General features: G+C 35.4%; 9 protein-coding genes. 8 read left to right on the top strand and 1 reads right to left on the bottom strand.

The genetic code is table 11. The features are described from left to right. Positions 1 to 130 precede the first annotated feature (130 nt). Complete coding sequence (locus FD31_RS10420; protein WP_162258551.1) at positions 131 to 1,609, top strand: RNA-binding domain-containing protein; 1,479 nt, start codon at positions 131 to 133, stop codon at positions 1,607 to 1,609. 153 nt (positions 1,610 to 1,762) lie between these two features. Here the strand turns inward: FD31_RS10420 and FD31_RS10415 are convergent, their stop codons facing one another. After that, entirely contained in the window at positions 1,763 to 2,017 is a 255-nt protein-coding gene (locus tag FD31_RS10415; RefSeq protein WP_057892717.1) for an AbrB/MazE/SpoVT family DNA-binding domain-containing protein, read from the bottom strand. 129 nt (positions 2,018 to 2,146) lie between these two features. On the opposite strand from FD31_RS10415, the gene FD31_RS10410 reads away from it, so the two are divergent. From FD31_RS10410 to FD31_RS10380, 7 genes are all read left to right on the top strand, one after another. After that, the gene (locus tag FD31_RS10410) at positions 2,147 to 3,769 is read left to right on the top strand and encodes an SWIM zinc finger family protein (RefSeq protein WP_057892716.1); all 1,623 of its coding nucleotides are present in this window, start codon (positions 2,147 to 2,149) and stop codon (positions 3,767 to 3,769) included. A 414-nt stretch (positions 3,770 to 4,183) separates the two neighbouring features. Further along, on the top strand, positions 4,184 to 6,583 hold the full coding sequence (gene ppsA, locus FD31_RS10405) for a phosphoenolpyruvate synthase (RefSeq protein WP_057892715.1): 2,400 nt from the start codon (positions 4,184 to 4,186) through the stop codon (positions 6,581 to 6,583). 183 nt (positions 6,584 to 6,766) lie between these two features. Continuing rightward, a complete protein-coding gene (locus tag FD31_RS10400; RefSeq protein WP_057892714.1) occupies positions 6,767 to 8,125 on the top strand; it encodes an ATP-binding protein in 1,359 nt (452 codons plus the stop codon). A 276-nt stretch (positions 8,126 to 8,401) separates the two neighbouring features. Beyond that, positions 8,402 to 10,204 (top strand): N-6 DNA methylase, encoded by a 1,803-nt coding sequence (locus FD31_RS10395; protein ID WP_057892713.1) that lies wholly within the window; start codon positions 8,402 to 8,404, stop codon positions 10,202 to 10,204. Positions 10,205 to 10,556: 352 nt separating this feature from the next. Further along, on the top strand, positions 10,557 to 11,339 hold the full coding sequence (locus FD31_RS10390; protein ID WP_057892712.1) for a YveK family protein: 783 nt from the start codon (positions 10,557 to 10,559) through the stop codon (positions 11,337 to 11,339). 3 nt (positions 11,340 to 11,342) lie between these two features. Further along, on the top strand, positions 11,343 to 12,110 hold the full coding sequence (locus FD31_RS10385; protein WP_057892711.1) for a CpsD/CapB family tyrosine-protein kinase: 768 nt from the start codon (positions 11,343 to 11,345) through the stop codon (positions 12,108 to 12,110). Further along, the gene (locus tag FD31_RS10380) at positions 12,107 to 12,889 is read left to right on the top strand and encodes a tyrosine-protein phosphatase (protein WP_057892710.1); all 783 of its coding nucleotides are present in this window, start codon (positions 12,107 to 12,109) and stop codon (positions 12,887 to 12,889) included. Before FD31_RS10385 ends, FD31_RS10380 begins: the two co-directional genes overlap by 4 nt. Positions 12,890 to 12,994: the final 105 nt, after the last annotated feature.

Raw genomic sequence — 12,994 nt, 5'->3', positions numbered from 1 at the left:
GCTTGGATAAGATGGGATAAGTTTCCGGCTAAAGAATAACTTGGATAACTAGAAAAAGGTATAAACTTAGTAAACAAGGATTATAAATAAGTGAAGTTATCTTTTTATATAGACAATAAGGAGAAGCATATTGAAAGAAATTCCTGATAATATTAGAAATGAAATTGAAGTGGGCAAGGAAACCAATAGTATTGAATTTAAAGCCTCTCAGGGACGGGATGGATTGGGTGAAATCCCCAAGGACGTTTATGAGACGGTCTGTGCATTTTCTAATCGTTATGGTGGAAATATTTACTTCGGAGTTCAAGATGATGGAACGTTATTGGGTATTTCATCTGAAAGAATAAAAGATATGAAGAAGAATTTTGTTACGGTAATTCAGTCCGGACAAAAGATATCTCCTCCACTGTATTTAGATATTGATACATATGAAATTGATGGTAAAAATATTTTACATGTTTTTGTGCCTAATAGTTCACAGGTACATCGAATGAATGGACATATTATCTTTGATCGTAACAATGATTCGGATATTGACATTACTGACAATACTAATCTTGTTCAACAGATGTATACTCGTAAGCAATCTGAATATACTGAGAATAAAATTTATCCATATATTCAAATAGAAGATTTTAAGCATGAATTAATTGAGCGTATTAGAAAAGTGAGTGTTAATGGGGATGGAGAATCTAATCTCACGGATAAAACAGATTTGGAAGTTTTAAAAAGTTTATCTATGTATCGTAAAGATTATCTTACTGGAGAAGTGGGATTTACTTTAGCTGGCGTGTTAACTTTTGGAAAAGACGAAGTTATCCGTGGAATTATTCCGTATTTTGCTATCGACGTTCTTATAAGAATTAATGACACTGAAAGATATGACGATCGTTTACGTATTTCGACAAATTTGATTGATAGTTACTCAGAAATCATGAGGTTTATATCTAAGCATATTAGTAATCCTTTTTATATGCAGAAAGATAAAAGAGTTGAAATAAGAGATGTTCTATTTAGAGAAATAGTTGTGAATATGTTGGTTCATCGTGAGTATTCAAATCCCTTTGTCTCACGAATAGATGTGGAAAACAAAAACATTGTTATTGAAAATGCCAATAAACCAGTTCATCCAGGTAAGTTAAAAAGAGGAGAAATAAGACCTTATCCTAAGAACCCGAATATCGCAAGAATATTCCATATGATTGGACTTATTGATGAGATAGGTTCTGGAGTTGGTAAAATATTTGATTTTGCACCAGTATTACTTGGTGGTGAACCAATTATTGATAATGAAGATCATTTTATTGTAACTTTGCCAATTACCAATAAGGGATTAAGTAATTTGTCTGTTAATTCAAAAGTTAAAGACTTAGATATTTCCCAATATGGATTGACGGAAGAACAATCACAAGTATTAAAGATTTTAATTGAACCAATGTCTACTAGAGAAATATATGAGTTATCAGATTACAAAAATAAAGGAAATCTAAATAGTTATAGAAAAAGTGTTCTAAATATATTATTAGATAATGGATTAATTAGTCGTACCATTCCTGATAAGCCAAGAAGTCCGAAACAAAAGTATTTTAAAAGCTTTAGAAATGAATAGTACCTGATGTCCAAGTTTTGTTCCATGACGTCATGTATTTTTAAAAATCAAAAATTGTTGTTATTAAATTCATACATTTTGCCACCTTTATGATGATGTTTAAAAAAATTTGAAATATATTTGTAGTACTATCATTTTCTGCTGAGAAAATAGCTAATCGAAAATAACTTCTTCACCCATATCAGAATTCCAGTCAAGTTGACCAGTACTGAGGTCGCCATATACTTTATCCTGTTGTTTAACTTCGTTCCAAAAATCATTTCCCTTTTTTAAAGCGACTGTACCATTATCTATTTGGAAGATCACCTCATCTTGATTTGATAATCCAAGTGAGTCACGAATAACCTTAGGTATTGTTAATTGATTTTTTGAAGATAGTTTAGCTTTAATCCTAGTGGAATTTTGCATATTGTCATCTCCCGATTTTTTCTTAATTAGTTTAACAAGATGATTTTGCGTATTCAATTTAAGACTTCTATACAAGAAGTCTTATTTTTTTGCTATAGTAACGTTAAACAACCAAAGGAGCACAAACCAATGGACTGGGAAAATCTATTTCAACCACAAATATTGGAACGTGGATATGATTACTTTGATCAAGGCTTAGTTGAAGATTTTAAACAAACCAAGACCAAAATAACTGCCAAAGTTTTCGGATCAGAAGTTTATGATGTCAAAATAAAGCTTAGGAATGGTGAGATTGCTGATGCCAGTTGTGATTGTCCATATGCTCAGGATGGTAAATATTGTAAGCATATGGTAGCAGTCTTAGTTTTTACTGATAATTCCAGTGAAGCCCAGGGTAGTGCAGCTGATGTGTTAGTCGAAAAAGCTTCCAACAAACAAGTGCGTGACTTTCTATCTGCGGTTTTAAATAATGATGCTCATTTGAGAGATTTATTTCAGTCCTTGATTACTCCTCAATTTGACGATGATCTTACTCGTTACAAGAAACAAATTAACGGTCTGATTGCCCAAAATGCTGATCGTGATGGATTTATTGATTATCGTGCAGCTGATTATTTTGAAAGGGATATGTCTGATTTTATCGTGGACAATGCACTAAATCTTGCTAATCACCAAGAATTTGACTTGGCGTTTGACGTACTGGGATATGTCGCTGTCAAATTGAATAGCCTAGATATAGACGATTCCAGCGGTGGGTTGATGCGCTTGGCAGAATGTTGTGATGATATGTGGTTCCATCTTCTTGAAGAAGCTAGTCCAGATTTGGAAAAAAGAATGTTCACGTGGTTTCTCAATCAGTATGATAAATTGCCTATCTTTGAAGATATTTTTGACGGTTTGTTATTGTCTGAATTTAACGAAAAGGTATTTTTGAAAAAGAAGTTAGTTTGGTCAGAGAAGAAGTTCTATGACAGTAAAACCAGTTCATCTAGTTATGAAATTTCTAAGTGGGCCGTTTATCACGTGCAAATTATGAAGAAGTTAAATTTACCAATCACAGAAATTAATCAGTTTTGCCTGGAGAATGATAATTATTCTGACGTGCGAATGTTGTACATCAACACCTGTATTCAACAAAAGAATTATCAAGAGGCCATTAAATCTTTAATTGATGGTAAAGAACATTTTAAAAAATGGCCTGGTATTGTTGCTACATTTAGTAACAAGTTAAAAGATGTTTATCAAGTAGCCGGGCAAACGGATAACTATCTGAATGAGATGTGGCTTATTTTAACCGAATATTCACCAGCAGACATTGGTGTTTATCGTGAGTATAAGCAACAATTTACAGTTGCTGAATGGAAACCGCAATGTGGTAAATTGTTTGCCGTCCTAACAAAACAAAAGACTAATATGAACCGTCTATATGTTGAAGAAAAACTATGGAACCAATTATTAGCAGCTGTTTTGAAGTCAAATGGACTATATGAGATGGAACGATATGAAGGTATCTTAAAGGAAAAATACCCTAAAGAAGTACTCCAAAAATATGAAGCTGAAGTTCAACATTTAGCTTCTAGATCAGGTAGCAGAGGTCATTACCGAAATATTGTAAGAATTTTAAATCACATGGCTACTTTGAACGGAGGTTATGATTTGGCAGTCAAAATAATTTCAGACTGGCAATCGAAGTACGAGAAACGTCCAGCAATGTTAGATGAACTAAGAGGTTTTAATCAAAGAATTTATTAAGACATTTTCGGCAATTAATATGATTTTGATAAAAAATGAACAATCTAAACAAAAGCAAACATCAAAATGAGACATCTTGTATAAAACGTATTTTTTAGACAAAAAAAGTAGTCGATAATTGAATGATACAACTTGTTAATTAAGAATATATTCTATAAAACTATCAGCTAATCAAATTAGTTATAAGTGCTGATATAGCGCCAATCATATAAAAATAGTGACTAAGAAATTTTCTACAAAATAGAAATCTTAGTCACTATTTTTTTGCCCAAATTATTTCATTTTATTGATTAAAAATATCGTAAATAAAAATCAAATCTTTATTGCACTTTATACATGGCAGGAATACAATAAAGTTGTATTTAGATAAAGATTTCACAATCAGTTTTTGTTTCCACAAGAGGAGGTAATTTCATGATTAATCGCGATACAGCAAACGTTTTATGGTTCAATGAATTGCATCGGGAAGATGTTAATTTAGTTGGAGGTAAATCTTCATCATTAGGCGAAATGACTTCGTCGATGGATTTGCCTGTACCTTATGGATTTGCCACGACTGCCAAAGCATATCGTTACTTTATGGATGAGACTGGCTTGAATGACAAGGTAACCGCATTGCTGAATAGCATTAAGGATTACGAAGATTCAGATGAGCTTGGTGCAACGTGCCAGCAAATTCGTGATCTGATTGTTGGTGCTAAGTTCCCTGACGACTTGGCAGCAGATATTAGAAAAGCTTATGCAGATTTGGCTGATAAGATGGGTCAAAAGGATCCATTCGTAGCCATTCGTTCATCTGCTACAGCTGAAGATCTTCCGGATGCTTCATTTGCCGGTCAACAAGAATCATATCTAAATGTTAAAGGTGGGGATGACGTAGTTTTAAGTGTTAAGAAATGCTACGCTTCATTGTTCACTGCTCGTGCAACCTATTATCGTAACAAGCAACAATTCCCATATGATAAAGTTGCTTTATCAGCTGCTGTTCAAATGATGGTCTTCTCAAAGGCATCAGGAATCATGTTCTCTGTTGACGTTTCTAATGGTGATGATTCAAAGATTGTCATTGATGCTATCCGTGGCTTAGGTGAATATATTGTTTTAGGTAAAGTAACACCAAACCACTTTGTAATTGATAAGAAGACTCAAAAGATTATTGATAAGACTGTTGTTAAACAAACCGTTCAACTTTCAAGAATTGCTGGCGGTGGTACTAAAGAAGAACCAGTTCCTGAAGAATTACAAGATAAACAAGTCATAACAGATGATCAAGTGCTTGAATTAGCTGGATATGCTAAGAAGATTGAAGAACACTATGGCTGTTATATGGACATGGAATATGCTTTGGACGTAAATACTAATCGTTTATGGATTGTTCAAGCTCGTCCAGAGACATTCTGGTCACAAAAGAATAAGAACAAAGATACTGATAGTGGAGATGATAACGTGGTTGAGGAATCAGATGCTAAAGTTGTTGTTCGTGGATTACCTGCAAGTCCCGGATTAGCAAGTGGTGTAGTTCATGTTATTGATGATCCTAAGAACATTGACCAATTCAAGCAAGGTGAAGTTTTGGTAACCTTGATGACATCTCCAGATTGGGTTCCAGCTATGAAGAAAGCCGCTGCTATTATAACTAATAATGGTGGTATGACTTGTCACGCTGCTATCGTATCTCGTGAAATGCAAATTCCATGTATCGTCGGGACAAAGAGTCAATCAATTGCCGCAACTGAAGCTTTGCACGATGGCGATGTCGTTACTGTTGATGCTAAAAACGGTGTCGTTTACCAAGGCAAAGTTGCTAGTCTATTGAAGAAACCAACTACAACTAATCAAGCTGCCGGACAAGTAGTTGCTGCTGAAACATTTGCTCCAACTGCAACAGGTGTCATGATGAATTTAGGTGATCCCGAATTAGCTGATAAATATTCATCACTTCCTGCAGACGGAATCGGTTTGATGCGTGAAGAATTCATTTGGACATCATATATTCACGAACACCCACTATATTTGATTAAAGAAGGCCGTCCAGACAAAGTTGTCGATATGCTTTCTGACGGTATTTCCAAAGTTGCTCGTGCTATGGCTCCGAGACCAGTTGTACTACGTCTTTCTGATTTCAAATCGAGTGAATATCGTAACCTTAAAGGTGGGGATGAGTTTGAACCACATGAACCATCTGATTTGTTAGGCTGGCGTGGTGCTTCACGTTACTACGATCCTAAGTATATTGAAGCCTTTAAACTTGAATTGGCAGCCGTTAAGAAAGTACGTAATGTTTATGGATTGAAGAATTTGAACATCATGATTCCATTTGTTCGTACACTTGACGAAGCTCAAAAAGTTACTGATATTATTAAGAGCCAAGGCTTAATTAGAGGCGCTGACTTCAAGATTTACATGATGGCTGAAATTCCTTCAAACATTATTTTGGCAGATAAATTCAACGAGTATGTCGATGGATATTCCATTGGATCAAACGATTTGGCCATGTTGATTCTTGGCTGTGATCGTAACAATGATACAGTTGCGCCATTGTTTGACGAGCGTAATTTAGCTGTTAAACGTGCTATCCGTCATTTGATCAAGGCTGCACACAAAGATGGCAGAACTGTTTCAATTTGTGGACAAGCACCTTCAGAGTATCCAGAATTTACTAACTTCTTGATTCAAAGCGGTATTGACTATGTATCTGTTAACCCAGATATGGTTAAGGAAACAAAGCGTAATGTAGCTCACTTTGAACAAAGAATTATGTTGGATAAAGCTACTGGACGTGGTTTGCAAGATCCTACAGATTATGAATGGTAATTAGATGAAGATAAGACTGCACAGATTGTGTGGTCTTATTTTTTTTGCTAAAAATTGTCGTTAAGTTCCGCCTCTAGGAGAGATTATTATTTGTAAGAAAGTTGACAAAATCGGTTGCTGTAATTTAACAAAACATTGTATTATCCCCCTGAAAACAACTATACAAATCAGGAGGAAACTAACGTGCTATCTTTAAAAGATCAGGAACAATTTCCATCCGAAAGTGAAGTTATTGAATATAAGGCAGAATTTAATGAAAAGTGTAAACGAGAAATTGCAGCTCTGTTAAATGGAGGACAAACTGCTTATATTTATTTTGGCATAGATGACAATCGACGGCTTAATCGACTTTTCTTTAATATGGAGAGACATAAAGTTGAGGAACAATTGAGTCATTGGCTATCCAGTGGAATTTATTATCCAAGTCCAATTGGTTTAGTTAAAGCTAAGTTGGAGAATGATATTTTTTGTATTGAAGTTAATCCAGGACCTTCAAAGCCGTATTTCTTAGATGGCAGAGCTTATGTTAGAAATGGTTCAGAATCAGTGAAGGCATCTTCTGAAAAATTAACTAAAATGATTTTTAGTCAAAAATTGGATACATTCGATATTTCGGAATCACCTGTTCAAGAGTTGAATTTTGATACTATCAAAGATATTTTTAAGAAACAAAAATTAGACTACAAACCTAAGGCACTGGGATTTTTTTCCAAAGATAATAAATATACTAATGCTGCTTTTTTGTTTAGTGATCAAAATACCTTTTCAGTTAAAGTGGCTATTTTTGATGGGAAAACAGTTGATAGATTTAAGGATAGACGTGAATTTGTTGGGAGTTTACCAAAGCAAATAGATGAAGTTTTGACGTATGTTAATTTGAACAATGCTCTTTCGGCTGAAATAACAGGAAAGGGACAAAGGGATGAAAAACGTAGTTATCCTAAGGTGGCGATAAGAGAGGCTTTTGTAAACGCAATTGTTCATCGGTCGTATTTTAGTAGATCACCAATTCAAATCGAGATATTCGATGATAGGTTAACCATCATGTCTCCAGGACCTTTACCGGGTGGAATGATGTTGAAGTCGGTTTTGAATGGACAAACTTTTCCCAGAAATCCACAAATAGTTAAGACGTTACATAAGCTTAAATATATTGAGGATTATGGAACCGGGATTCGCCGAATCCTTAGTAGTTATGAAGAAGAAGAGGTGCATCCTAATTTCGATGCACAAGAGGATTTTGTTAAAGTTGCTTTTCCTAATTTGAATTATAAAGAAAAGACAAGTGAGGTGGAGGTTATTAAACCGGATATATCTGGGTTAGGAGAAGATAGTTTGGGAATTCCAGATAATTGGCGTCAAGTAATAGCTTATTTGGGTACGCATCCTTATATCACAAGACCAGTTGTTGAATTATTGCTTGATACAAAGGACAGTCAAGCTAATAAAAACTTGAAGGATATGGTAGATTCTAAAATCTTGAAGAAGATAGGTTCTGGTCCAGCAACTCGTTATGTTCTTATTAATAACTTATCAAGTTAATATAATATGAAACCGGGAGATAACCGGGAGATAACCGGGAGATAACCGGGAGATAACCGGGAGATAATTTATGAAAAATGAGAACCACTTAAAACTGTTGGTTAGATCCAGCACTTTAAGTGGTTTTTCATTTTCCCATGACAGCAAAATATTATAACAAATCGCCAAATTCAACATGTACACACTGTCTACATAGGTATATATTATTAACTGCAAGTAGATTAGTAGTAACTATACTAACGTCAAACTATGACCATACGAGGAGATTGTAAATATATGGAAGTGCCAAAGACTATTAAATCAATGCTATCAACTGAGGATACTCAATCGTTGATTTTTTCATTCGTATATTTACGATTGACTTCAAAAATTGACCGTAATTGGATCTTAAAGGGCAAGAGTCTCAAGTCAGAACTTGATGCCGTTGATGTGCCAGATTATCGAAACGAATTTAATGCTTTATTTGAAAGTGCCGTTACTGCCGACGAACGGTTAACTACTGAGCAACGTAACGAGTTATTCAACGAGATGATTAACATTCCTATCTTACATTTGATGGGCATTGGCAGTCGGGTGCGAAATCAGTTCCGGACTAACTTGTTGAATTCGAAGTTCAGCTTTGAAAAATTGTTAGTTTCTTTAGCTGATGTCAAAAGCTGTGACAAAGTTTTGGACCCAACATTTGGTTTCAGTGAGCTGATTTTCAAATTGATTATGAACAATCCTGAACAAGATATCACAGCTGAATTTATCGATGAACGCTTTGTTGCGATGGGTTACATTGCTGCACTTGGTCTGGGCGCCGTTCATACGAAAATTTATACTGGCGAGGTTTTGGACGAACCGAGATATGTCAAAGATGGCAAGCTTGAGAGGTTTGACAAGGTTATTACGGTTCCTCCAATTGGTCAAAAGATGGAATATACGGAGAATCTTTTCGATGATAAATACAATCGTTTTCCATTTGGTGTGCCTTCACGAAGATCAGGGGATTGGGCATTTGTTAGTAATGCGCTCAGTTCGTTGAATGAAAAGCCAGGCAGTAAAGCTGTCATTATTGTTCAAGATGGAGCGTTATTCCATGGTGGAATGGACAGCATTATTCGTAATAAGATGATTGATTATGATGTAATTGAAACAGTTGTCTCATTGCCAGCCGGATCTATTGGGACAAGCTCAGCCCCGGTTTCAGCGTTAGTTTTATCATTGAATAAACCTGAGAAAATGCGTGGCAAAATTCAATTTATTAACGTTGATAAAGAACAATTGCAGTCACAAAATACGCGGACTGTTGAATTTAATGATGACGAAATTGCTCAAATCACGAAATGGTATCACGATAAAAAGGATATCGAAGGAATCTCTAAGATTGTTTCAACTGACCATATTCAAAAATCGACCTTATTGGTTGGACGTTATGTTCATTCCACACTTTATAAAGTTGATGGTAATGATGTTCAATTCCACAGTGATAACTTGAAGAAGATGGCCAAGGTTCCATTGAATGAAGTGGTTGATATTACCCGTGGCTTTAATTTGACTGGTCGGGAAGAGTCGACTGATGGGATGTACCAAATTATCAAAATTTCTGATATTAAGCCAAAGATTAATTATCATTCGTTGACGTATTTCAACTTGAGCGGCAATGCGGATATTAATCGCTATTTAATAAGAAGAAACGACATCATTATGGCAATCCGTGGCAACATAAATAAAATTAAACTTATCGATGAAGCAGTTTATAATGTGGCAATCAATTCTAATTTGGTTCGTTTACGATTAAAGACGAAGAAATATGATCCAATGTGGTTGCGTTTGTATTTGGGCAGTCCTTTAGTTCAAATTTTGTTGGGCAATTCATCAGTAGGTAGCACGATCACACAAATACCAATCCGTGACTTGGAACAATTACCAGTACCTGTTATTAGTCTTGATGAGCAAATAAAAATGGCAGATGACTTTATTGAACAAAATCAAAAAGTCGAAGCTGCCATGCAAAAATTAGAACTGGAAAAACGGGCTATTAAGAAGAAATTATATGATGAAATGAATATTACTGGAGCAGTTGAGTTGTTGTAGACGACTGTGTTCAGGAAAAGATAGGTTGTTTTAATTCAATAGGCCATGTAATATAATACATGTAATTTTCTGATATAAATAAAATATTACCGGCCACGAATATTGAACTTATTTTTGGAAAAATAAAATGTAATCATAATTTATAAAATTTTGTTCGAGTTATGACCATTATTCGGCGAAAATGCCGTCTAGTGACATATTTCACAGCCATATTTTATAAATGCGTCTGACAGTAGAATTTTTTTATTTACATTTTAATAACATCACATATTCTGTAAGTATATTGTGATAAGATTTAATTAATTCACATTAGTTTTTAATTATATTAGTTTAGTTATATCGGAGGATTTCATTGGGGTCAGAACAAACGATAAGTATGATGCAGATTATTGCCATACTCCGTAAACATATAAAAATGATTTTGGGGACTACATTTGTCGTTACTTTAGCCGTAGCGTTCGTGACATTTTTCGTCATGGCACCTAAGTATGAGTCAACGACACAGTTATTAGTTAATAGGAAGCTTTCCGCTGATATGCAGGCTGCACAGTTGCAACAAACACAAGCGGACGTGCAGATGATCAACACTTATAAAGATATTATTACGAGTCCCACAGTTTTGAAGACAGTTGACCGTCAAGTTAGCAATTATCCTGGTTATCCTGGTTCAATGGGTGCTTTGAAGAAGGATATTTCGGTCAGTAGTCAACAAAACTCACAAGTCTTTTCTGTCACAGTTAAGACAACCGATCCATATACTTCAGCAGCCGTGGCTAATTTAACTGCCAAGACTTTCAAGAAAAAAGTTGGGAAAATCATGAGCATTAATAATGTCTCGATTGTTTCACCAGCTTCGATTGAAAAGAGTCCTGTTAGTCCAAGAAAGACGTTGAACTTGTTAGCAGGAATTGTCGTCGGATTATTACTTGGAATTGGTTTTGCCTTCATTCGTGAAATTACCGATACAACGGTAACTTCAGAAGACTTCTTAACTGATACATTGGGACTGAACAGTCTAGGTATCGTTAACGAAATTGATCAAGATGAAGTTAAGAAACGCATTTATAACAAACAAGAGATTTATGGATCAACAAACCCTGGGGTGGCACCACAACCTAGTCAAAGGAGAGTGTAGGCGATGGCTTTTAATTTATTTAGTCGTAGAAAACATAAGATTGATAATACCAGCTTGAAGTACGGTATTGGACTTGTTACTTACACCGATCCTAAAGGGATGATTTCAGAACAATTCAAGACAGTTCGGACGAATATCCAATTTTCTTCAGTTGATAAGAAATTGAAATCATTGTTGTTCACTTCATCTGATCCATCTGAAGGTAAGTCAACGATTAGTAATAACGTAGCAGTAACGTGGGCCGATCAAGGTTCAAAAGTTATTTTGATTGATGCGGACTTACGACGTCCAACTGTTCACAAAACGTTTGGTGTCAGCAATCGTCGGGGATTATCAAACTATTTATTGGGTAACGCAACACTTGAAGAAATTGTTCAACCAACAGTTGTTAATGGTTTATACGTGATTACTAGTGGTCCAGTACCACCTAATCCAGCTGAATTGTTGGGAAGCTTACGAGCAAAGGATTTGTTAGTTCGTTTGACTGATAAGTTTGATTTGTTAGTTCTCGATGCACCGCCTGTTAATACCGTGACTGATGCACAAGTTTTAGCAGCTCGAGTTGACGGAACAATTTTGGTTGTCCCACAAGGTATCGCTGATAAGGCTGGTGTTATGCATGCTAAAGAAGCACTAGAAACTGTTAATGCCAACATTTTGGGAGCAATTATGAACCGTGTAACTGAACAAAAATCTGGTGGCTACTATGGTGGTAGTTATTATGGCGGTTACTACGGCGGTTATTATGGAACGGATGATAAGAAGAAATGAAACTAATTGACTTACATTGCCATATTTTGCCAGGAGTCGACGATGGTGCTAAAGATGAAACAATGGCATTGAAGATGGCACAAGCAGCTGTGGATCAAGGTATTAGTCATATTTTATTAACACCGCACCATATGGATAGCCATTACGTTAATCATAGGCTAGCAGTTATCGAAAAAACGGCAGCGTTTCAACAAAGTTTAGTTGATAAAGAGATACCGCTGAAAGTATTTCCTAGTCAGGAAGTTCATTTGACTGGGGACTTGATGGACGCCGTTTGGGGTGACGATGTGCTATTTATGGATGCAGGTAATCGTTATTTGTTATTAGAATTACCGCACAATGAAGTACCTGAGTACACTGAGAATATGATTTTTGAGTTAACGTCACGAGGGATTACACCGGTGTTAGCTCATCCGGAACGTAATTTGGGATTTCAAAAAGATCCCGATAAGTTGTATGACTTTGTGGAAATGGGGTGTTTAACTCAATTAACAAGTAGCAGTTACTTAGGTGTGTTTGGTAAAAAAGTTCAAGAATTAACAGAGAAAATCATTAAGGCCAACTTAGGATTTGTCTTTGCATCAGATGCGCATAATTTTGAGGGACGTCGATTCATGATGCGAGAGGCATTTGCTAAGTTAACAGAACAAGAAGGTTCTGAAAGGGCTGAGAAATTTAATCAAAACGCAAAGAATATTCTGAATGGAATTGATGTTGAAGTTGATGAAATCAGTCGAATTTCAGATGTTAAAAAGAAAAGGTTCTTTGGATTATTTTAGTTATTTTGTGGAAGCGGAGTCACTTTTTAAGTGTTTAAATCGACGCTTTTTTTAATGGGTATTTTATAAAAGTACATGTTTTCTGAGGGGGAAGCTACAAATATG

Source organism: Companilactobacillus nantensis DSM 16982 (assembly GCF_001435815.1).
Taxonomy (GTDB): domain Bacteria; phylum Bacillota; class Bacilli; order Lactobacillales; family Lactobacillaceae; genus Companilactobacillus; species Companilactobacillus nantensis.
Note: the sequence above shows the minus strand (reverse complement) of the source record. Positions and strands in the feature narration are given on the sequence as shown.